Genomic DNA, 21,219 nt, shown 5'->3' with positions numbered 1-21,219 from the left:
CGCGGTGACCGCCCTGACCGACCGCACCGACGACCGCTGGGACGACGGACTCATCGCGCGCTCGCGCCCCCGGGCCACCGGCGGGACCGAGGGGGACGGAGTCCCGGGAGCCGACGGGGCCAAGGGGGCCGACGGGTCCGAAGAGGACGGCATCGGCGACGACGCGCTCGTACGGGCCGTCTCCGGCGCCGGCAACGACGGCGGCAAGTCGCCCACGCCCCCGCTCAGCCCCGAGGCGCAGGCCCTGCGCCTGCGCCTCGACGCGCTGCGCCAGCTCGTCGGGCTGTCCCGGACCAGACTCGACGGCAAGACCCTCGCCGAGGCCGGGCGGGTCCTCGACGAGGCGGCGGCGCGCCGCGGACTCTCCGCGCAGCACACGGTCGTCGCCATCGCCGGAGCCACCGGAAGCGGCAAGTCCACACTCTTCAATTCACTCGCCGGGGTGCAGATCTCCGAGACCGGGCTGCGCCGCCCGACCACCGCGGCGCCCATCGCGTGCAGCTGGTCGGACGGGGCCGCCGGGCTGCTGGACCGCCTGGAGATCCCGGGCCGGCTGCGCCGCCGCCCCCGCGAGACCGCGGAGGCGGAGGCCCTGCGCGGGATGGTCCTCGTCGACCTGCCCGACCTGGACTCGGCGGTCGGCGCGCACCGGGACCACGTGGACCGCGTCCTGGCGCTGGTCGACGCCGTGGTCTGGGTGGTGGACCCGGAGAAGTACGCGGACGCCGTCCTGCACGAGCGGTACCTGCGGCCGCTGGCCGGGCACGCGGAGGTGACCTTCGTCGTGCTCAACCAGGTGGACCGGCTGCCCGGCGAGGCCGCCGACCTCGTCCTGGACGACCTGCGCCGGCTCCTCGACGACGACGGCATCGCGCTCGGCGAGCACGGCGAGCCCGGCGCCACCGTCCTCGGACTCTCCGCGCTGACCGGGGAAGGCGTCGGGGAACTGCGCGAACTCCTCGGACAGTTCACCCAGGAGAGGGGCGCCGCCACGCGGCGGATCTCCGCCGACCTCGACCGCGCGGCCGTGCGCCTGCAGCCGCTCTACGTCGCCGACGGGCACTCCGGGCCCGAGATCGGCGAGGCGGCGCGCGCCGAGTTCGAGGACCGCCTCGCCGAGGCGGTCGGGGCGTACGCGGCCGGACTCGCCGCCGAGCGCGCCTGGCGGCGCAACGCGGGCAAGGCCTGCGGGACGCCCTGGCTGCGGCTGTGGCGGTGGTACGAGAGCCGGCGGTCCCCGCGCTCCCTGGCGGGTCTGGCCGCGCTGGCGGCGATCGGCAGCCGCGGCCAGACGGTCGCGCAGCCCCCGGTCGAGGAGGAGGTGACCGCGCGTCAGCGGGTGGAACAGGCCGTGCGGGCGGTCGCCGACGAGGCGGTCGCCGGCCTGCCCGAACCCTGGGCCCAGGCGGTCCGGGAAACCGCGGTGCGCGGCGCCGAACGGCTCCCGGAGGCGCTCGACGAGATCGCGGTGACGCTCGGAGCAGCGGTCGCGGTGCCCACCGCCAAACCGCCGCGGCCCACGTGGTGGCCGGCCGCCGTGCTGGGCCAGGCGGCCATGACGCTCGTGCAGATCTACGGCGGGCTGTGGCTGGTCGGACAGATCGTCGGGGTCCTGGAGCCGAAACTGCTGCCGCCCGTGCTGCTGATGGTGGCGGGCATCATCGGCGGGCCCCTCGTGGAATGGGCCTGCTCGATCGCCGCCCGCGGCCCGGCGCGCCGGTACGGGCAGGACGCGGAGCGCAAGCTGCGCCAGGCGGCGGCCGGATGCGGCCGGGCCCGGGTGCTGGAACCGGTGGCGGCGGAGCTGCTGCGCTACCGGGAGGTGCGCGAGCAGTACGCCACGGTCGCCTCAGGGGGGAGCCGGTTGTCCACAACCCGCCAGTAATCCACAGGCCGGAGCGGGGATCCGCGGCCTGCCCCAGCATGGCTCGTAGCTCGTACGGATGGACCGTACGGGCACGGGCACGGACGACGGGGGAGGACGACCGGGATGAACGACACCCAGGTGACGCTGGTGGGCTGCGTGGCCACGCAGGTCGACTACAAGGAGACGGTGAACGGTCCGTCGGCGCGCTTCCGCTTCGCGGTGACGCCGAGGTACTTCGACCGGCGCAAGGAGGTCTGGACCGACGGGGCCACCAGCTTCTACACGGTGTGGGCGCGGCGCGTCCTCGCCGTCAATCTCGCCGGTTCCGTATCGGTCGGCGAACCGCTGGTGGTGCACGGGCGGCTGCGGGTGCGGGAGGACCCGCCCGACACGGACGGCAAGCGGTGGGTGTCCGCGGAGATCGACGCGACCGCCATCGGGCACGACCTGAACCGCGGCACGGCGGCCTTCCGACGCGTGGTGCGAACGGACACACCACTGATGGCCACTCAGAAGGCGGCGGTGGTCTGAGTGTTCGAGGCGGATAGGATTCCCCGGTACTCACGGGCACCTGGGTCTTTGGCCCGAAGGGGAAGACTGTGTCGATTGCCGTTCCCGCATCCTCCGCTCCTGAACCCGCCGGCGCCGCGCCTCGCGCCGATGCCGGATCCGCGCCTGCCTCCGCAGCCGTGCCCGCTCCCCTCGAACCTCCCGCCGCGGTACGGGGCTCCGCGCGCCGGCCACTGGCGGTGGCCCTGCTGGCCGCGGCCCTCGCCACCGCACCCGCCGCCCGGGCCGCCGCCGACTCCGACCCGGTGGCGCCCCGCGCGCCGGAGGGCGCGAGCGCCGTGCTCGACGGACTCAAGACGTACGGGCAGGCGGTCCTGCGCTCCGGGGACGGATCGGTCCGGCAGATCCCGGCCGGGCTCTACGAGATGCGGGTCGACGGCGGCGGGATGCTCCAGACGTACGGGGTCGGCGTGGCGGGCAACGCCCAGCCGCAGTCCCGTTACACCGAGAGCCCGTGGGCCGGCAGCCCGCTCGCCGGCAACGGGGAGGCGGGCCGGATCCGCTGGGTCCTGGAGCACTCCTACCCGCAGCTGAACGATCTGGCCGGGCTCGCCAAGGCGGCCGGCGCCGGGGCGCTCACCGCGGAGAGCGCGGCGGCCGGCACCCAGGTGGCGATCTGGCGGCTGGCGGACGGGGTCCAGGTCGAAGCCGCCGACCCGGCGGCGGAGAAGCTGGCCGACTACCTCCAGCGGGCGGCCGGGCAGCTGCCGGAGCCGCCGGCCTCGCTGGGGCTGGACCCCGGCGACGTGTCGGGGCCGGTCGGCACCCGGCTCGGCCCGGTGACCGTGCGGACCGGGGCGCGGAGCGTGTCGGTCGTCCCGGACGCGGCGGCCGTCGCGATGGGTGTGCGGGTGGTGGACGCCGAGGGGGCGCCCGTGGACTCCGCCGTCAACGGGAGCCGGCTGTACTTCGAGGTGCCCGCGGGCACCCCCGACGGCACGGCCTCGGTCACCGTCCACGGCGCGACCAAGGTGCCGGTCGGGCGGGTCTTCACCGGCGAGGTGCCCGCACAGGCGCAGATCGTGGCGGGCTCCAGCGAGTCCGCGGCCGCCGCCACGGCCACGGCGCTGTGGCCGGCCCCGGTGGCCGAGGCGGGCACCGCCTCCGGTTCGGACGCGGTGGCGCTCGGCGCGCCGGCGGCGGCCGTCGCGACGACCTCCCCGGACGAGGAGCGGCTGGCGACCAGCGGCAGTTCGGCGGCCACCCCGGTCATCGCCTCCTTGGCGGTGGGCCTGGTGGTCCTGGGCGGTCTGGTGGTCCTGCTGCTGCGCAAGCGTCCGCTGGACGAGGAGGACGGGGCGTAGGCCGCGGTGGGCCTCGGGCCGGGGCGGCTGCCGGCGCGGCGGGCGGCGGGCCTGCCGGGCCGTTGGGTCGTTGGGCCGGGTGGCCGCCGGGGTCGATTCGGATCCGGCGCCCCGGGTAGGGGGATGAGATGGCTGATCAGGAACTGACTTGGCAGGGTGCCGTGGCCCGGTGGGACCGGCAGTTGTTCGACGCGGTGGCCCGGCGGCACTGGCCCGGGGCCGACCGGGTGCTGCCCCGGCTCGGGCGGGCCGCGAACCACGGCGTGCTGTGGGGCGGGGCCGCCGCCGCGATCACCGTCTTCGGCTCGGCCAAGGGCCGCAAGGCGGCCGGGCGCGCCGTCGCCTCGCTCGCGCTGGCCTCCGCGACCATCAACACCGTCGGCAAGTGGTCCGTACGCCGGCAGCGGCCGCGGCTGGACGGGGTGCCCGCCGTGCGGCAGCTGGCGACGCAGCCGCAGACCACCTCCTTCCCGTCCGGGCACTCGGCATCGGCCTTCGCCTTTACCGCGGGGCTGGCGCTGGAGTCCCCGGGCTGGGCGGCGGCGCTGGCCCCGGTGGCCGCCTCCGTGGCGTTCTCCCGCGTCTACACGGGCGTGCACTACCCCTCCGACGTGGTCGCGGGCGCGGCGCTGGGCGTGGCCGCGGCCGCAGTCGTACGCCGCCTCGCGCGGGACGTCCAGGAGGCGCGGGTCGTGCCGGGCGACGAACGGACGGCCGCCGGGGCGCCCGCGCTGCCCGACGGGGCCGGGCTGATCGTGGTGGTCAACACCGGGTCGGGAACGGCCGCCGAGGCGGGGCTCAACCTCCTGCACACCCGGCTCCCCAAGGCCGAGGTGATCGAGTGCACGGGCGACGAACTGGCAGGCGCCCTGACGGATGCGGCCGGGCGGGCCACCGTGCTGGGGGTCTGCGGGGGCGACGGCACGATCAACGCGGCCGCCACCGCCGCCCTGCGCGCCGGGGTACCGCTGGCCGTGTTCCCCGGCGGCACCCTCAACCACTTCGCGATGGACCTCGGCCTCAACGGCAGCGAGGACACCTGCCGCGCCGTGGCCGACGGGCACGCCGTCCGCGTCGGCGTGGGCCGCTTCTCCCCCGGCCCCGGGAAGGGCCCGGCGGCGGAGCCCGGCTACTTCCTGAACAACTTCAGCATCGGCGCCTACCCGGAGCTGCTCGGCCACCGGCTGCGCTGGGGCCCGCGCATCGGCGGCGGCCCCGCCGCGCTGCTGGCGTCCTGGCGGGTACTGCGCTCCCAGCGGCCCGTACGGCTGCGGCTCGCCGGGCGCCCCCGCAGCGTGTGGCTGCTCTTCGCGGGCAACGGCACCTACCACGGCACCGGCCCCACCCCCCGCCGCCGCGACAACCTCGGCGAGGGCCTGCTCGACCTCCGCATCGTCTACGGCGGCGGCCGTCCCGGCCCCCGCCTCCTGGCCGCCGCCCTCGCGGGCCCCCTCAGCCGCTCCCCGGTCCACACCGCCACCCGCCTGCGCAGCCTCCGCATCGGCGACATCCCCCCGGGCACCCCGTTCGCCTACGACGGCGAATACGCCGAAGCCCCCACCGCAATGGTCCTCGACGCACTCCCGGAAGCCCTCACGGTCTACCGCCCCCGCTGACCCCGCCGCTGCCCCCGCCCCCGGTCCGACCTCCGCCGGGCCGGCCGCCGGCGGCGGCATCCCGACGCCGGCCCGCACGGCCCCGCGCAGGACCTGCCCCGGTGGCACCGGTCAGCGCGTCGCCCCGCGACGGCCACCGCGCGCCGACCCCGGGCGGTCGCGCCCCGGCCCCGGGGTCTGACCTACCCATTCGCCCGCGGGTATGGACGTACGGCAAGATGGGGTGTATCTGCCCACCATCGATCTGCCGGACGGTTTCTCTTGGCTGAGTTCATCTACACCATGCGCAAGACGCGCAAGGCGCACGGCGACAAGGTGATTCTTGATGACGTCACCCTGAACTTCCTGCCCGGCGCGAAGATCGGTGTGGTCGGCCCGAACGGTGCCGGTAAGTCCACCGTTCTGAAGATCATGGCGGGCCTGGAGCAGCCGTCCAACGGCGATGCCTTCATCTCGCCCGGCTTCACCGTCGGCATCCTCATGCAGGAGCCCAAGCTCGACGAGTCGAAGACCGTCCTGGAGAACGTCCAGGACGGCGCCGCCGAGGTCATGGGCAAGCTCAAGCGCTTCAACGAGGTCGCCGAGCTGATGGCGACCGACTACACCGACGCGCTCATGGACGAGATGGGCAAGCTCCAGGAGGACCTGGACCACGCCAACGCCTGGGACCTCGACGCCCAGCTGGAGCAGGCCATGGACGCCCTGGGCTGCCCGCCCGGCGACTGGCCCGTCACCAACCTCTCCGGTGGTGAGAAGCGCCGCGTCGCGCTCTGCAAGCTGCTGATCGAGGCCCCGGACCTGCTCCTCCTCGACGAGCCCACCAACCACCTCGACGCCGAGTCGGTGAACTGGCTGGAGCAGCACCTCTCCCAGTACAAGGGCGCCGTCGTGGCCGTGACCCACGACCGTTACTTCCTCAACAACGTCGCCGAGTGGATCCTCGAGCTCGACCGCGGCCGCGCGCACCCGTACGAGGGCAACTACTCCACCTACCTGGAGAAGAAGGCCACCCGCCTCAAGGTCGAGGGCCGCAAGGACGAGAAGCGCCAGAAGCGCCTCAAGGAAGAGCTGGAGTGGGTGCGGTCCAACGCCAAGGGGCGTCAGACCAAGTCCAAGGCCCGTCTGGCCCGCTACGAGGAGATGGCGGCCGAGGCGGACAAGATGCGGAAGCTGGACTTCGAGGAGATCCAGATCCCGCCGGGCCCGCGCCTCGGTTCCATCGTCGTCGAGGTCAACAACCTCTCCAAGGCCTTCGGCGACAAGGTGCTGATCGACGACCTGTCCTTCACCCTCCCGCGCAACGGCATCGTGGGCATCATCGGCCCCAACGGCGCCGGCAAGACCACGCTCTTCAAGATGATCCAGGGTCTGGAGGCGCCGGACTCCGGCTCCGTCAAGATCGGCGAGACCGTCAAGATCTCGTACGTCGACCAGTCCCGCGCCAACATCGACCCCAAGAAGACCCTCTGGGCGGTCGTGTCGGACGAGCTGGACTACATCAACGTGGGCCAGGTCGAGATGCCGTCCCGCGCGTACGTCAGCGCCTTCGGCTTCAAGGGCCCGGACCAGCAGAAGCCGGCCGGTGTCCTCTCCGGTGGTGAGCGCAACCGCCTCAACCTGGCGCTGACGCTCAAGGAGGGCGGCAACCTGCTGCTCCTCGACGAGCCCACCAACGACCTCGACGTCGAGACGCTCTCCTCCCTGGAGAACGCCCTGCTCGAGTTCCCCGGTGCCGCCGTGGTCATCTCCCACGACCGCTGGTTCCTCGACCGGGTCGCCACGCACATCCTGGCGTACGAGGGCGAGTCCAAGTGGTACTGGTTCGAGGGCAACTTCGAGTCGTACGAGAAGAACAAGGTCGAGCGTCTCGGTGCGGACGCCACCCGCCCGCACCGTGCCACCTACAAGAAGCTCACCCGAGGCTGAGGCAGCGGTCATGGCCAGACACCACTACCGGTGCCCCCTGCGCTGGGCGGACATGGACGCCTTCGGGCACGTCAACAACGTCGTCTTCCTCCGTTACCTGGAGGAGGCGCGGATCGACTTCATGTTCCGCCTCGCGCCGGGGGAGGGCAGCGAATCCTTCACGGGCGGCTCCGTCGTGGCCCGTCACGAGATCGACTACAAGCTGCCCCTCGTGCACCGTCACGAGCCGGTCCTCATCGAGTCCTGGGTGACCCGGATAGGCGCCGCGTCCCTGACCATCCGCTACGAGGTCAAGGACGAGGCGACCGAGGACGCGCCCGAGACGGTCTACGTGCGCGCCGAGACCGTGGTCGTGCCCTACGACCTCGCCGCGGGGCGGCCCCGCCGCATCACGGCCGAGGAGAGGCGCTTCCTGGAGGAGTACCTCGACGAGCCCGTGGCCGCGTCCGCCTCCGCTTCCGGTAACCGCCGGGAAGGACGCCTCGCGGCATGAACGAGCAGTTGCGCTTCGCCGACTCCGGGGAGGCGGCGGACCTCGCCGCCTTCCTGGGCCGGCTGGTGCACTACGACCGCGCCGCCGCCGTCCGCCTCCAGGCGGGCGGCGGCGCGCTCGGCGTCTTCGGACGGCCGCCGTCCTTCGAGGTCCTGGCCATCCGTACGGTGCGGCTCGCCGTGCCCGTCGCCACCCCGCTCGACCTGACCGTGTCCGCCGGCGAGCTCCTGGAGTCCGTGGACGAGGCCTCGGCCGCGGCCACCGTGCCGGGGCCGGTCACCGGACCGCCCTGGACCGGGGTGCTCCCGCCCCGCGGCGGCTGGCGGCAGCTGCCGGGCCTGCCCGGCCCCCGGGAGATGGGCGAGGCCGTGGCGGCCGCCGTCGCCGAGTTCCGCGCCCGCGACGAAGCCCTGCCCGCGCAGCACCGGACCCGGTCCGAGCGCGACCGCATCGGCCGCGAGATCTGGTCCCGCACCCTGGGCGACACCGAACTCCCGCTGCGCGTCGTCCACGCCGCGCAGTCCCTGGGCTTCCTGCGGCCGGTACGGGCCGCCGTGCCCGCCGCCGCCCCCGCGCCCGCCGCCGCCGACCCCGTGGCGCTGCTCGCCGCCGGGAGCTGGCTGCGGTTGCGCACCCCGTACGGCTCCGTCGCCACCCGCCGCCCCGGTGCCACCGGCGGCCTGGGCGCCCTCCAGGTCCGCCCGCTCTGATCGTCCGGCCCGCGGCCCCGGCCGGGCCCCGGGCCGCCTCAGGCCCTAACCGGCCGTGTTGATCATCGAGGCGGCGGCGTACGTCAGGTACTTCCACAGCTGCGCCTCGTGCTCCGGCGCCAGGCCCAGCTCGTCCAGTGCGACCCGCATGTGCTTCAGCCAGGCGTCGTGCGCCGCCGCGTCCACCTGGAACGGCGCGTGCCGCATCCGCAGGCGCGGGTGCCCGCGGTGCTGGCTGTAGGTGGTCGGCCCGCCCCAGTACTGCATCAGGAACAGCGTGAACCGTTCCTCGGCGGGGCCCAGGTCCTCCTCCGGGTACATCGGGCGCAGCAGCGGGTCCTGCGCGACCCCCTCGTAGAAGCGCCGGACGAGGCGGCGGAAGGTGTCCTCACCGCCCACCTGCTCGTAAAAGGTCTGCTCCTGCACCGTGCCCCGCGAAATCTCATTCACCCGACCATCGTCTCAGACACCCGGACGGAGGACCGGGGTCCCGGGACTCTTCCACGGGGGCCGGCAGGGGCCGCGCGTTCGCACGCGAAGCCTGTGCGCAGGACAGTGGAGGCATGGGCGCACACACCGCACGCACCGAGACGCGCGATCTGCGGGAGACCGCGCACGCCGCCCAGGTGCGGGAGCTGACCGCCGCCGGGGTGCTGGAGGACCCGCTCTGGCGGGCGGCGTTCGCCGCCGTACCCCGGCACGTCTTCGTCCCCTACTTCTGGACCGGCCGCGGCGCCGGCCACGAGCGGCTCTGGGCCGAGGACCCCGACCCCGAACGCCGGGCCCGCTGGCTGCGCGGCGTCTACGTCGACACCCCGCTGGCGACCCGGCTGCGCGACGGCCGGCTGGTCTCCTCCAGCAGCCAGCCCTCCCTGATGGCGAAGATGCTGCACGCCCTGGAGGTGCGCGACGGCGACGACGTCCTGGAGATCGGCGCGGGCACCGGCTACAACGCCGCCCTGCTCTGCCACCGGCTCGGCGACGAGCACGTCACCACCGTGGACCTGGACGAGGAGATCACCGACTCCGCGCGGGCGCACCTGGCCCGGCTCGGCTACCATCCGGCCGTGGTCACCGGTGACGGCGCGCGCGGCTGCCCCTCCCGGGCCCCGTTCGACCGGATCATGGTGACCTGCACCCTGCCGCTGATCCCGCACGCCTGGCTCGGCCAGTGCCGGCCGGGCGCGCGGATCCTCGCCCCGCTGTCGACCGGGCTGATCGCGCTCACGGTGCGCGACGCCGGTTTCGCGGAGGGCCGCTTCCTGCACACCTCGGCGTACTTCGTCCCGCTGCGCGGAGCCACGGCCTCCGCGCCGCCCGATCCGGACGGGACGGCGTACGGGCTGCCCTACGAGCTGGTGGAGAACGAGCGGTTCCAGTTCATGCTCGTGCTGACCGCGGGCGTCCTGCACCCCCGCGAGGCCCTGGACCTGTGGCGCAGCGAGGGCCGGCCGGCCCGCGAGCGCTTCGGGGTCACGGTCGCTCCCGAGGGCCAGTGGTCCTGGCTCGACGATCCCCAGGGGCCCTATGTGTGGCCCCTGGGGGAGGCGTGATCAGTCGCGGCGGATGGTGATCGTGGTCCAGGCGCCCACGTGGACGCGGTCGCCGTCGGTGAGCGGGACCGGGACGTAGGGCTGGATCGGTTCCTCGCCGCCGTTGATGGTGGTGCCGTTGGTGGAGTTCTGGTCCACCACCGCCCAGCTGAGGTCGGGCTGCTGGACGAGGACCGCGTGCTGGTGGGAGACGCCCGGGTCCTCCGGGGGCACCGACAGGTCGATGTCGGGGGACTCGCCCGTGGAGGCGCGGCGGCGGCCGATGGTGATCTGGCCGCCGGAGAGCGGAAGATGCTGCTCCGGGGAGTAGGCGGGCAGGTTGAGCCCGGCCGCCTCGGGGCCGCTGCGCTGCATCATCGCCATGAAGTACGAGCGGTCGGGGCCGACCGTCGCGGACCAGGCGCCGCCCTGGGGCGCGAACGGCTGGTGCTGCTGCGGCGGAGGCTGCTGCTGGTACTGCTGCTGCGGCGGAGCCTGCTGCTGGTACTCCTGCTGGTACTCCCGCTGCTGCGGCGGGGGCTGCTGCTGGTACTGGGGCTGCGGGGGCTGCTGGTACTCCCGCTGCTGCTCGTGCGCGGGCGGCGGCAGCAGCCAGTCGTCCTCGCGCTGGAGCGGCTCGGCCGGCCGGTTGACCCGGGACGGCCGCGAGCCCTGGTACTCGAAGTGGTCCTGGGAGTAGTTCCCGGGAGCGGGCACGGGCGGCGGAGGCGTGCCACCGGGGCCGGGACCCGAACCCGAACCCGGGCCGGGACCGGGACCGGGAACGGCGCCCCCACCCGTCGGCTGCGGGCCCGCGTCCGGCGCCGGCGGCGCGTACGAGGTCGCCGAACGGGTCAGGAAGTTGTACCGGCACTCCTCGCAGAACGGGGCCATGGCCTCGCGCGGGGTCCGGCACTGGGGGCAGAGCTCGGCCTGGGCGGTCGGCTCACCGGCGGTCGGGGGGAAACCGTAGCCGTAGGAGGGCACCGGGGGAGGCCCCTCCGGGGCACCCATGCGGTGGCCGCAGACCTCGCACCAGTCGTCGGAGGCGGACTGGTGCCCGTTCGGGCAGGTCGGCATGGCGGCGCTTCCCCCTTCTTCTCCCTGCGTCTTCACGTCAGGTCTCAGGACTTCTTCACTCGGACGGTCTGAGTCGATCGCGTTTCAAGAGTCATCTCGTCGGCATCGGCGACCCGGGCTTTCAGCCGCACAGTACCCGCCACGGCGTCCACGACATCCACCACCTTCGCCAGGAGCTTGGCTGTGTCGGCGTTCCCGGAGGCGCTCGCCAGTTGTACGGCGCGTCCCAGTTTGGCCGTGGCCCCATCGACATCGCCCAGTTTGCGGGCTTCCAGGCCCTGTTGGATGGCCTGCGCCAGCTCCGCCTGCCCGGTGTAGTGGGCGACCTGCGGGCTGATCGCGGTGGACGCGGCCAGATCGGTCGTCCACACCGCGCGCACCAGGCCCTGGGCGAGAACGGTCTCGGACCCGCCCGCGGCCCCCGGCAGGACGAGCGTGGCGCGGGCGGCGAGCATCTCCTGGCCGACGGCCGCGCCCGGGACGCGCACGCACACGTGGTACTCGCGGGACTCGTCGCCCCACGAGCCGGTCGGGTAGTCACCCGCGCGCGGCCCCGCCGCGACGCGGCGCCCGGTCAGGTCCTGCACGGCGGGCGCGACCTGCTTCACGTACTGGATCTCCGCGCCGACCGGGGTCCACAGGCGCAGGGCGACGTCCGCGACCTCCTTGCCCATGACGTTCTCCATCATGCGCGTGAAGTCCTCGGTGAGGTGCGCCGGGTCGGCCACGATGTCGGCGGAGCCGAGCAGCGCGTTCGCGATGCCCGTGACCTCCTTGACCTCCCAGTCGGTGCCCACCCCGCGGGCGTCGCACGTGAAGCGGCCCGCGCAGGCGTCGAGGGTGGCCCGGAGCACGGCCGGCTCCTCGTGCTCGTTGCGGCCGTCGGTCAGCAGGACGCCGTGCCGGATGACGGCCGCCGAGCCGCGCAGCAGGCCGTCGGCGAGGCGCAGCCAGGTGCCGATGGCGGTGCCGCCGCCGGCGCTGAGCCCGCGCAGGGCCTCCTTGGCCTCGGCCCGGGTCGTCGCGTCGGCCACGGCGAGACGGCCCCGGCCCGGGTAGACCTCCTTGGCCACGTGCGTCCCGGCGATCACGGCGAAGGAGGTGCCGTCGCGCAGGGTGTCGACGGCCGCCGCCGTGGCCTCGCGGGCGCCCCGCATCTTCTCCGGCGGGTACTCCATGGACCCCGAGCAGTCGACCATGATCACGACGGCGGCCGTGCCGTCGGCGGCGGCCGCCCGGGTGGCCGCGGCGCCACCGGTGGCGGTGACCGTGACGATCGCGTGGACGTCCCGCCCGCCCTCGGGGAGGAACTCGTTCTGGTACACCTCCACGGTGAAGCGCGGGGCGCTCGGCTTGGCGAAATTCGCCATCGGTGGGACTCCTAGGTGGCTCGGGCAGGCGGGTCAGACCTGCGGGCGCGCTTCCGGTTCCGGTCGTGCTGCCGGGCCCGGCTCCGCATCGGGTCCCGGTTGCTGCTCGGGGTGCGTGGCGAACGGCACCACGGCCACGGTGACGTTGTCGTGTCCGCCGCCGTCGAGGGCGTGCCCCACCAGGACCTGCGCGCTGTGCAGCGGGCGGGTCGCGGCGTCGGCGGGCAGCACCTGGGCCATCTCCCGTGCGGACTCCGCGTAGTTCCACAGTCCGTCGGTGCAGACCACCACCACCCCGGGGTGGTCGGGCTTGAAGGTCGCGGTGTGCGGTTCGAGGTCGTACGCGTCGGCCCCCAACCAGCCGGTGATGGCGTGCGCGCGGACGTCCGCGTAGGCCTCCGCCTCGCCCATCAGGCCGGCGGAGACCATCTGCGCGGCCCACGAGTCGTCCTCGGTGAGCCGGCGCGGCAGCGCGGCACGGTCGTCGGGCACCCAGTACGCACGGCTGTCGCCCACCCAGCCGATGGTCAGCAGGCCGCCGCTGACGACCGCGCCCACCAGGGTGCAGGCGGGCGCGTTCTGGGCGCCGGGGGTCTCCGGGGCCAGGGCGTTCACCGCGGCCGCGGCGGCCAGGATCGCCTCGTGCATGGCCTCCTGCGGGTGGGCGCCGCGCGGCAGCGCCTCCAGCAGCGCCTCGTTGGCGGCGCCGGCCGCGGCGGCCGAGGCCTCGTCGGGGCGGCTCGCGGAGGAGACGCCGTCGCAGACGATGGCCACCGTGGCGGCCGATCCGTCGGGCAGGGCGGTGGCCGCCACCGCGAAGGAGTCCTCGTTGCGGTGGTGGCGCAGCCCCCGGTCGCTGACGGCGGCGACGCTCCCGAGCTCCTCTTCGAGGTGGTCGCGCTCCCGGGGCTGCGCGTGCCCGCAGTGCTCGCAGTACCCGTCGGTGTCCACGTGCCCGGCCCGGCAGGCGACGCAGGTCTTGCCGCCGCCCGCCGCACCCGGCTGGGACGCGTTCTCGTACGGGGCCGGCTCGTACGGAGCCGTCTCGTACGGGGCTTCGCCCGGGCCCCAGGGCGCCTCGTCCGGGCGCGAGCCGGGGCCGCCGCCGGGCCGGTCGTGGCGGGTCTCGCCTCCGTCCGCGGCGCTGCCGCGGGGCCGGCCGACGTACCCCTGCTCCGGGGCGGACCCGGGGGCGGACGGACCGTCGCCCGAGCCCCGCGCGGCCCCCTCCGGGGGCGTGCCGGTGCCGTACGGGCCCTCGTGGCCCGGCCTCCCGTACGCGGCCTCGGCCGGCCCCGGGTGCGGCAGGACCCCCGGCTCCGCCGCGGCGGCGCTCCAGCCGGCCGGCTCGTCGACGAGCGTCGGCGCGGCCGCGGCCACACTGCCCCAGCCGGGCGCCGGTTCGGCCGCGCCGTCGTGGTGCGCGCCGGGCGCCGAAGTCCCGTGACCGCCCGCGGGGGAGGCCGGCGGGGCCGGTGGGATGGGCATGGTCGGATGGTCCGCGGACGCAGCCGGGGGAGGGGCGGTCACGGCGTAGCCGCAGACGCCGCAGAAACGGTCACCCTCCTCCAGGGGTTCCGCGCAGCTGGGGCAGCCCGACAGCCGATGCATCGACATCACTCACACCCACGTCCGGGGACGGAAACGGTTTGCCCGCTCCACCAGTTCGATCCTCTCCTCGCCACGCCGCGCGAGCCGTGCGAGGACGCGGTACGAGCGCTCCAGTCCGAAGCGCAGGCCCCGCTCGTCCAGTTGACTGCCGAGCAGCGAGGTCCGGCCGGGGTCGGAACCCCGGCTACCCGACAGTACCCAGTCCAGGGCCGAGCCCAGAACCTCCGTCGCAAGTCGCTCCTGCCGCTCCGGGTCCAGCCCGAACCGCCGCAGGGCCTCCACCTGGTCGGCTGCCGCCGCCAGGTCGGCCAGCAGCGGCTCCTGCGGGGACCGGTCGTGCAGACGTGCGCGTACCGCCGCCACCCGGGCGGCGGTGTAGTGGATGGACGCCTCCGGTACGGACTCCAGCGTCCGCACGGCTGCGTCCCGGTCACCGGCGGCCAACTGGACCCGGGCCAGCCCGAAGGCCGCGCTCACGAACCCCGGGTCGGTGATCCACACGAGCCGGTAGTACTCGGCGGCGTTGTCCAGCTGGCCCAGCACCTCCGCGCACAGCCCGAGGGCCAGCTTCGGCGCGGGCTCGCCCGGGAAGGCGTCGTAGATGGCGTCGAAGGACAGCGCCGCGATCTCGTTGTCCCCGGTGGCCAGTGAGGCGATGCCGCGGGCCCACACCACCCGCCAGTCGTCCGGATGCCGGACCTCCAGCTCCGCCAGGGTGCGCCCGGCCGAGGACAGCTCGCCCAGCTCCAGCCGGGCCCGCAGCTCGCGCAGCCGCAGCTCCGCCGAGTCGGCGGGCGCCGAGGCCAGCGCGCCCAGCAGGTCGGCCGGCGCGGAGGCCAGCAGACCCGTCAGGAAACCCGCGTTCGGGTCGCCCGCGTCCACCAGCGGCACGGGCAGCGCCAGCGCGGTGTCGCGGGCGTCCAGCGTGGTCGCTCCCGCCGGGGCCGCCGGGGCCGCCGCGGCCGGGGACACCGGGGCCGGTACGGGCCCCTGGCCCGGCGCCTGCCGGGCCCGCGGCACGGCCGCCCCGGCCACGTGCGTGGCGGTGGTCCCGAGCGCGGGGACCGGGGCCCCGGCCGGCCCGGCCGCGGGCGCCCCGGCCGCGGGCGCCCCGGCCGCGGGGGCCCCGCCGAAGGGCGAGGCCGCCCACGGGCCGGCCGCCCCGGCGGACGACGGTGAAGCCGGGCCGCCCACCGCTGCGGGCGCCTCCGACCCCGTACCGGCCGGGCCGCCGGTGGCCGCGGGCACGCCGACGTGCGGCTGCCCCCACGGTCCTCCGGCCCCGGCCGGGACGCCTCCCGGCGGGGTAGCCGGCAGCCCGGCTCGGCTGCCCGGCGGCACGGCCGCCCCGCTGGGCGCGGGCCCCCACGGGCCGGAGGCCCCGGCGGGCGCCGCCCCGGGCAGGGGCGTCCCGCCCGGCGGCGTGCCACCGCCGAGCGCGAGGCCCTGCGGGCCGGAGGCCCCGGCGGGCCGGGCCGCGCCGCCCGGCGCGTGTGCTCCCGAGGGGCGGGCCGGGCCGCGGCCGAGCACCCCGAACAGCCCGCCACCCCGCCGGGAGGCGAGCGGGCGGTGACCCAGCCGGGACACGACGGTGCCCGGGGCGTCGGCGAACAGCTGAGTGTCCGGAACGCGCAGCTCCGGGCCGAAGAGGGTCGACAGCTGGGGCCGCGGCCGGCCCGTCTGGAGCGCCACCACCTCGCGCAGCACGCCCGTCAGCTGGTCCGCCATCTCCTGCGCCGAGGAGAACCGCCGCCCCGGGTCGGGGTCGGTCGCCCGGACGAGCAGCCGGTAGAAGGACTCGTACCGTCTGAACACCTCGATGTGCTCGGGGTCCGGCAGCGAATCCGCGAACACGTTGGTGTAGCCCTGGAAGTCGAAGGTCAGGACCGCCAGGGTCCGCGCCACCGTGTAGAGGTCGGAGGCCACCGACGGGCCCAGCTCCGCGACCTCCGGCGCCTGGTAGCCCACCGTGCCGTAGATGGCCGACTCCTCGTCGTCCATCCGGCGCACCGCGCCCATGTCGATCAGCTTCAGCTGGTCCTGCTGCTGGATCGCGTTGTCGACCTTGAAGTCGCAGTAGAGGAGGTTCCTGCTGTGCAGGTGGCCCAGCGCCTCCAGCGCCTCGATCCCGTACGCGCACGCCTGCTCCACCGGCAGCGGATCGCGCCGCCCGTCCGGCCGCCGCCGCTCGTTCGCGATCTCCTTGAGCGACTTGCCGCCGACGTACTCCATGACGATGTACCCGTCCAGCGAACCGGTCCGCTGGTCCAGGTGCTCCACGAAGTTGTAGATCCGCACGATGTTGGAGTGCTCGATCTCCGCAAGGAAGCGCCGCTCCGATATCGCGGCCTCCATCGCGTCCTGGTCGCCCGTGTCGAGCAGGCCCTTCAGGACCACCCAGCGGTCCGCGACCGCCCGGTCCACCGCCAGGTACACCCAGCCGAGACCGCCGTGCGCGAGGCAGCCCGCCACCTCGTACTGGCCGCGCACCACGTCGCCCGGGTTCAGCTTGGGCACGAAGGAGTACGGGTGCCCGCACTTCGTGCAGAACCCTTCCGTCCGGCCCGGCCGGTCCCCGCGGGAGCGGCCCACCGGGGCCCCGCAGTCCGAGCGCGAGCAGAACCGCTTGCGCTCCGGCACCTCCGGGTTCTCCAGGACCGCCGCCGAAGGATCCGGACGCGGCACCTCCGGTACGTTGACCAGCCCCGCTCCCAGCCGGCTGCGCCCCGAGGACGCCGCCGAGCCCGAACTGCGCACCGACACCGACCGGGTGGACGCCGTCCCCGTCAGGGACCGCGACAGCCGGCCCGACACCGAGCGACGGGAGGACGAGGACCGGGAGGAGCGGGCCGAGGCCGAGGACCGCGCCGAGCCGTGCGAACCGTGCGAGCCCATCGACCCGCGGGACCCGCCGGATCCCAGCGAGCCCCGGGCCGCGCTCGTCATCCCCGTCGGGGGCGACACCAGTTCGTCCGCGCCCGCCGCGACCGAGCCGATCGGCGCCAGCCCGCAGGTGTCGCAGTACAGCTCGCCGCCGCCCATGTCCTCGTACGTCCCCGGGCAGCCGGGGCGAACGCACGCGGTTCCGACCAGACTCATGCGTCCTCCTTCCCCGGCCCCTCGGGCCGGAACTGCTCGGGTCGATGATCTTCGTGCCGCGCCTGCTGCGGCACCAGCGACTCCGCCGCCGCCTGCTGATAGCGCAGGACGGCCTGCTCGGCGGCCCGCAGATCGCAGGGCGCGCTCCACAGCATCCGGCGGGCCGCGTCGTACCGCTCGACCAGCACCGGATCCTCCGCCATGCCGTGGCGGGCCACCTTCGCCTTGTACGCGTCGAGCCGCCCCCGCAGCTCGGCCCGCACCGCCAGTGGCGCCGTCACAGCGGTCAACGATTCACGGGCCCGTCGCAGTTCCTCCTCGGCCCGCACCTCCAGGGATTCCAGCAGCGGCGAGAGGCGGTGCCAGCGCGACTGACGCCGGTGCTCGGCCGCCGCCGCCAGCTGCTCCTGCAGCACCGTCGGCGGCCCGCTCACCGCCGGCACCTCGGACGCGGCGATCTTCGCCAGCACCTCGCCGCGCGCCGTCCGCGCCTCCGCCAGCGTCCGGTCGGCCCGCGAGAGCACGTCCCGCAGGTTGATCAGCCGCTGCTCGGCGTCCTGCCGCACGTCCAGCACCGCCTCGACCTCGCGGCGTACGTCCTCCAGCGCGAGCGCCGCCCGGTCGTAGCGCCGGGTGTCCGGCCGGCCGCCGCCCGGCGCCGCGCTGCCCGCCGCCGGCAGCCAGAACGCCAGCGGGTCCGAGATCACCTGCGCCCGGAGCTGCGTCAGCTCGGCCGTGATGTCCTCCAGGTCGTCCCCCGACGGGTGTTCGCCCGGGCGCACCCCCACCGAGTGGGCGAGCGAGCGCGTGCGGTGCAGCTCGGCGGCCAGCAGGTCGATCCGGGCGGGCAGCGCCGACCACACCGCGTCGGCGGCGACCACCACGTCCAGCGAACGCGCGTACAGGTCGTTCATCCGCGCCACCAGCTCCGCGAGCGAGAGCCGCTCCGCCAGCGCGACCCCCTCCGCCGCCCCCCCGGCGATCAGCACCCCGGGCCCGAGCAGCCGCTCCGTCAGCTCGATCAGGTCCTCGCGGTTGGGCCAGCGGCGCCGCTCCCGGACCTCCCGGGCGGCCGTCAGGGCCCCGCTGTAGGCGTCGAAGTACGTCCACAGCCGGGTGATGTCCGCGTCGGCGGCCGTCCACCGGTCCTTGGTGACCCCGGTCAGCGCGGCGCCCTCCAGCAGCCGGCGTCCCGCGTGGTCCTGGAGGGCGAGCAACGAGGTCTCGACGGCCTCGTGCTCCGCGCCCAGCCTGGCCAGGGCACGGTCGACGCCGTCCCGGTCCATCACTGCCGAACCCGCCTCCACCGACTGTGCCTCCGCTTCCGCTGCCGCCTCCGTGTCCCGCTCCGTGTCCGCGCGCTCCGCGTCCGGTCCCGTGCCCGGTCCCGTGCCCGAAACCGCCACCGGCCTCAGCCGTCCCGGTACTTGGGAGCGGGCGGCGCGGACACGCCGGGCAGCACCGGCTGGAGGTGCTTGAGGTACGCCTTCATCCAGGGGCTGTCACTGCCGCCCGCGCGGTAGCCCTCCAGCACCTTGTTGACCCGGCGGACCAGGTCCGAGGCGTCCTTGTTCATCGCCACCCCGTAGAACTCCCGGGTGAAGGGCGAGCCCACCAGCTGCACCGAGGGGTCCTGCGCGGCCTGCCCGGCCGCGAGGGCGTTGTCCGTGATGATGCCGTCGACCTCGCCCAGCTGGAGCCGGACCAGGCAGTCCAACTGGTTGGCCACGGTGACCGGGACCGAGCCGTACGACTGCGACTTCAGCGCCGCCTCCGCCGTGGAACCGGCCGCGAAGCAGATCCGCTTGTCCTTCAGCGAGGTGTCGTACCCGGTGATCGCCGAACCCTTCGGGGCCAGCACCTGCTGCCCGGCCTCGAAGTAGGCCGTCGAGAAGGCCACGTCCTCCAGCCGCTTGCAGTTGATCGTCATGGTCCGCACGACGATGTCGACACGGCCCTCCTGGAGGGCCGGGATGCGCTGACTCGTCGGGATGGCCCGGTAGATCACGGCGTTCTCGTCGCCCAGGATGTCCCGGGCGATGGCCTTGACCAGGTCGATGTCGAACCCGTCGAGGCGGCTGCCCTCCGCGGTCTGGTTGCGGTAGCCCCAGCGGAAGCTGTTCTGGTCGACGCCGGCGACGAGCTTGCCCGCCGCCTTGATCCGCGCGATGGCCGCGCCGTCCACGTCGGACGGGCGCAGGCTCGCCTCCGGGTCCTGGCAGGTGTCGGTCAGGGACCACGGCGCGGCCGGGGCCACCGCCATCGAGGCGGGCCCCCGGCTCGGCGGCCCGCCGGTCTCGGGCGTCGCGTGGGCCAGCGGCAGCAGCACGACCGCGGCCGTCACCGCACAGGCGACGGCCATCGCGCTCACCCCGCCCCAGCCGCGCAGCCGGCCCGCGGCCCGCCTCGGCCGCGTGCCGGACGCGGCACCGCCCGCGGATCCGGGGCCCTCGTGCGCCGCCCGGCCCCCGTGGCTCCCGTACCCCTCGTGACCTTCGGCGGCCCGCCTCGCTCGTATCCGCATCGCCTTCACCTGTACTCCGAAAGCCTGCGCCCGATACCGAGCACCGCCGCCGCCGCGCCGATGAGCACCAGGGCCGCCGCGCCCGTCACCAGACCGCCGAGCGCGCCGAGCCCGTCCCGCGCGGCCCGGGTGAACTCCCGCTGCTCGTGCGCCACGGCCTGGTCCAGGGAGGCGTCCACCGTGTCGAAGGCGGCCCCGCTGCTCTCCTTGTGCTTCTCGTCCCCGACGACCTGGGGCAGCGCGGCCTCGTAGTCGCCCTTCAAGTCCGCCTCCCGGGCCGCCGCGTGCCGCTGCTTCCACTGCTCCACGCCGTCCACCGCGCGGCTCACCGGGCTCCGGCCGGCCTCGTCGTCGGCCAGCCGCAGCGCGGTCGCCAGCCCGGCGTCCAACTGCTTCATGTTGTTCGTGAAGTCCACGTCGTACTTGTCGGACTTCTTGTCCTCCGCCAGGACGGCGCCCCGGGCGATCAGGGTCAGGTTCTCACCGGCCCGCGCCTGCAAGGAGGCGATCCGCGCGTCGTTGAGCACCTTCATCGACTCCTGCCCGTCCCCCCGCGCTTCACTCAGCGAGGACCGCGCCACCGTGTGGCCGACGGCCAGCCACAGCAGCACCACCACCGACGCGGCCGTCGCGGCCAGCAGCCCGTGGTTGAAGACCCGGTTCGTGTGCCGGTAGTTGCGCCGCTGCGCCCACACCAGGCCCGCCACCGCGAGCAGGCCCGCGCCGAGCGAGGCCAGCGGCCAGGACCGGGCGTCGTGGTAGTCCTCGTAGAGCCGGCCGGTCTCCGCCTCGTACAGCCGCTGCGCGGCGGGCAGCAGCTGGGTGGTCATCTGCTCGTTGGCGTACCGGAGGTAGGCGCCGCCCAGCGGCAGCCCCTGCCGGTTGGTGGCCCGGGCCTGCTCGATCAGGCCCGTGTAGCGCGGCAACTGCTCGCTCAGCAGGGCGATCTGCTCGCGGGAGTCCTCGTTGCCGCCGGTGTTGGCGGCCGCGCTCACCAGCAGCTTCGAGGCGTTGGCGATGTCCCTCTCGTACCGCTGGCGGACCTCGCGCGGCTCCTGGGCGCCCAGCAGGAAGCCGCTGGAGGAGGTCGTGTCGGCGTCGGCCAGGGAACGGTAGATGCTCGCCGCGTCCGCGCTCAGCGGCTGGCTGCGGCCCACCACGTCGTCGGCGGCCGTGGTCCGCGCGGAGATCTCCCACACGCTCACCGTGCCGAACAGCACGATCAGGGCGGCCAGCGCGGCGCCGATGATCCGCAGCCGGCCCGGCTCGGTCGTCGCCGCCTCGCGCAGCCGCTCCACGCCCTCGGCCCAGGCGGTGCTCCGCCCGGGCGGCCCGTCGGGCGGCGGAGCCGACGCCCCGGCGGGCGGCACGGCAACACCGCCCCCGGGCGCGGGCGCGCGTGATGTGATCGCCACCGTGACCTCCCCCTCGGTCCTGTCGTCCCCCGGCCAACGGCGGGAGGCACCCCCTGCGCAGCAGTATGGACGTAGTGCTGGTCGACCACAGCACCCGGTGCT

General features: G+C 75.0%; 16 protein-coding genes. 8 read left to right on the top strand and 8 right to left on the bottom strand.

Annotation, left to right across the window (positions count from 1 at the left end; translation table 11 throughout):
* The first annotated feature begins 4 nt into the window (after positions 1 to 4).
* From ACFYP3_RS17775 to ACFYP3_RS17745, 7 genes are all read left to right on the top strand, one after another.
* Positions 5 to 1,885, top strand: coding sequence for a GTPase (locus ACFYP3_RS17775; protein WP_388832921.1), 1,881 nt, complete (start codon positions 5 to 7; stop codon positions 1,883 to 1,885).
* 105 nt (positions 1,886 to 1,990) lie between these two features.
* Positions 1,991 to 2,398 (top strand): single-stranded DNA-binding protein, encoded by a 408-nt coding sequence (locus ACFYP3_RS17770; RefSeq protein WP_388832918.1) that lies wholly within the window; start codon positions 1,991 to 1,993, stop codon positions 2,396 to 2,398.
* Positions 2,399 to 2,556: 158 nt separating this feature from the next.
* Positions 2,557 to 3,741 (top strand): thioester domain-containing protein, encoded by a 1,185-nt coding sequence (locus ACFYP3_RS17765; RefSeq protein WP_388832916.1) that lies wholly within the window; start codon positions 2,557 to 2,559, stop codon positions 3,739 to 3,741.
* A gap of 128 nt (positions 3,742 to 3,869) precedes the next feature.
* Positions 3,870 to 5,357: a bifunctional phosphatase PAP2/diacylglycerol kinase family protein gene (locus tag ACFYP3_RS17760; RefSeq protein WP_388832913.1), complete on the top strand. Its 1,488-nt coding sequence runs from the start codon at positions 3,870 to 3,872 to the stop codon at positions 5,355 to 5,357.
* Between the two features lie 261 nt (positions 5,358 to 5,618).
* Entirely contained in the window at positions 5,619 to 7,283 is a 1,665-nt protein-coding gene (gene ettA / locus ACFYP3_RS17755) for an energy-dependent translational throttle protein EttA (protein ID WP_388832910.1), read from the top strand.
* A gap of 10 nt (positions 7,284 to 7,293) precedes the next feature.
* Positions 7,294 to 7,776: an acyl-CoA thioesterase gene (locus ACFYP3_RS17750; RefSeq protein ID WP_388832907.1), complete on the top strand. Its 483-nt coding sequence runs from the start codon at positions 7,294 to 7,296 to the stop codon at positions 7,774 to 7,776.
* Positions 7,773 to 8,486: a hypothetical protein gene (locus tag ACFYP3_RS17745; RefSeq protein ID WP_388832904.1), complete on the top strand. Its 714-nt coding sequence runs from the start codon at positions 7,773 to 7,775 to the stop codon at positions 8,484 to 8,486. The genes ACFYP3_RS17750 and ACFYP3_RS17745 overlap by 4 nt, the downstream gene beginning before the upstream one ends.
* 45 nt (positions 8,487 to 8,531) lie before the next feature.
* Here ACFYP3_RS17745 and ACFYP3_RS17740 read toward each other — a convergent pair whose 3' ends face one another.
* A complete protein-coding gene (locus ACFYP3_RS17740; protein WP_388832901.1) occupies positions 8,532 to 8,936 on the bottom strand; it encodes a globin in 405 nt (134 codons plus the stop codon).
* Between the two features lie 113 nt (positions 8,937 to 9,049).
* On the opposite strand from ACFYP3_RS17740, the gene ACFYP3_RS17735 reads away from it, so the two are divergent.
* Positions 9,050 to 10,039: a methyltransferase domain-containing protein gene (locus tag ACFYP3_RS17735; RefSeq protein WP_388832898.1), complete on the top strand. Its 990-nt coding sequence runs from the start codon at positions 9,050 to 9,052 to the stop codon at positions 10,037 to 10,039.
* Here the strand turns inward: ACFYP3_RS17735 and ACFYP3_RS17730 are convergent, their stop codons facing one another.
* The 7 genes from ACFYP3_RS17730 to ACFYP3_RS17700 form a co-directional block, all read right to left on the bottom strand.
* Positions 10,040 to 11,098: an FHA domain-containing protein gene (locus tag ACFYP3_RS17730; RefSeq protein ID WP_388832896.1), complete on the bottom strand. Its 1,059-nt coding sequence runs from the start codon at positions 11,096 to 11,098 to the stop codon at positions 10,040 to 10,042.
* A 44-nt stretch (positions 11,099 to 11,142) separates the two neighbouring features.
* A complete protein-coding gene (locus ACFYP3_RS17725; protein WP_388832893.1) occupies positions 11,143 to 12,468 on the bottom strand; it encodes a VWA domain-containing protein in 1,326 nt (441 codons plus the stop codon).
* 33 nt (positions 12,469 to 12,501) lie between these two features.
* Positions 12,502 to 13,956, bottom strand: coding sequence for a protein phosphatase 2C domain-containing protein (locus ACFYP3_RS17720; protein ID WP_388832890.1), 1,455 nt, complete (start codon positions 13,954 to 13,956; stop codon positions 12,502 to 12,504).
* 132 nt (positions 13,957 to 14,088) lie between these two features.
* The gene (locus ACFYP3_RS17715; protein ID WP_388832886.1) at positions 14,089 to 17,178 is read right to left on the bottom strand and encodes a tetratricopeptide repeat protein; all 3,090 of its coding nucleotides are present in this window, start codon (positions 17,176 to 17,178) and stop codon (positions 14,089 to 14,091) included.
* A complete protein-coding gene (locus tag ACFYP3_RS17710) occupies positions 17,175 to 18,464 on the bottom strand; it encodes a hypothetical protein (RefSeq protein ID WP_388833038.1) in 1,290 nt (429 codons plus the stop codon). Before ACFYP3_RS17710 ends, ACFYP3_RS17715 begins: the two co-directional genes overlap by 4 nt.
* 125 nt (positions 18,465 to 18,589) lie before the next feature.
* Entirely contained in the window at positions 18,590 to 19,702 is a 1,113-nt protein-coding gene (locus ACFYP3_RS17705) for a glutamate ABC transporter substrate-binding protein (RefSeq protein ID WP_388832883.1), read from the bottom strand.
* Between the two features lie 5 nt (positions 19,703 to 19,707).
* Entirely contained in the window at positions 19,708 to 21,117 is a 1,410-nt protein-coding gene (locus tag ACFYP3_RS17700; RefSeq protein WP_388832881.1) for a hypothetical protein, read from the bottom strand.
* Between the last annotated feature and the right edge of the window lie 102 nt (positions 21,118 to 21,219).

The organism is Streptomyces sp. NPDC005533, assembly GCF_042871845.1.
Taxonomy (GTDB): domain Bacteria; phylum Actinomycetota; class Actinomycetes; order Streptomycetales; family Streptomycetaceae; genus Streptomyces.
Note: the sequence above shows the minus strand (reverse complement) of the source record. Positions and strands in the feature narration are given on the sequence as shown.

What these genes read in the sequence shown, in the direction of transcription:
- ACFYP3_RS17720 (WP_388832890.1), bottom strand. Translation starts at nt 13,956, where the DNA reads ATGCCCATCCCACCGGCCCCGCCGGCCTCCCCCGCGGGCGGTCACGGG.
- ACFYP3_RS17750 (WP_388832907.1), top strand. Translation starts at nt 7,294, where the DNA reads ATGGCCAGACACCACTACCGGTGCCCCCTGCGCTGGGCGGACATGGAC.
- ACFYP3_RS17725 (WP_388832893.1), bottom strand. Translation starts at nt 12,468, where the DNA reads ATGGCGAATTTCGCCAAGCCGAGCGCCCCGCGCTTCACCGTGGAGGTG.
- ACFYP3_RS17710 (WP_388833038.1), bottom strand. Translation starts at nt 18,464, where the DNA reads ATGGACCGGGACGGCGTCGACCGTGCCCTGGCCAGGCTGGGCGCGGAG.
- ACFYP3_RS17705 (WP_388832883.1), bottom strand. Translation starts at nt 19,702, where the DNA reads ATGCGGATACGAGCGAGGCGGGCCGCCGAAGGTCACGAGGGGTACGGG.
- ACFYP3_RS17745 (WP_388832904.1), top strand. Translation starts at nt 7,773, where the DNA reads ATGAACGAGCAGTTGCGCTTCGCCGACTCCGGGGAGGCGGCGGACCTC.
- ACFYP3_RS17760 (WP_388832913.1), top strand. Translation starts at nt 3,870, where the DNA reads ATGGCTGATCAGGAACTGACTTGGCAGGGTGCCGTGGCCCGGTGGGAC.
- ACFYP3_RS17715 (WP_388832886.1), bottom strand. Translation starts at nt 17,178, where the DNA reads ATGAGTCTGGTCGGAACCGCGTGCGTTCGCCCCGGCTGCCCGGGGACG.
- ACFYP3_RS17770 (WP_388832918.1), top strand. Translation starts at nt 1,991, where the DNA reads ATGAACGACACCCAGGTGACGCTGGTGGGCTGCGTGGCCACGCAGGTC.
- ACFYP3_RS17730 (WP_388832896.1), bottom strand. Translation starts at nt 11,098, where the DNA reads ATGCCGACCTGCCCGAACGGGCACCAGTCCGCCTCCGACGACTGGTGC.
- ACFYP3_RS17735 (WP_388832898.1), top strand. Translation starts at nt 9,050, where the DNA reads ATGGGCGCACACACCGCACGCACCGAGACGCGCGATCTGCGGGAGACC.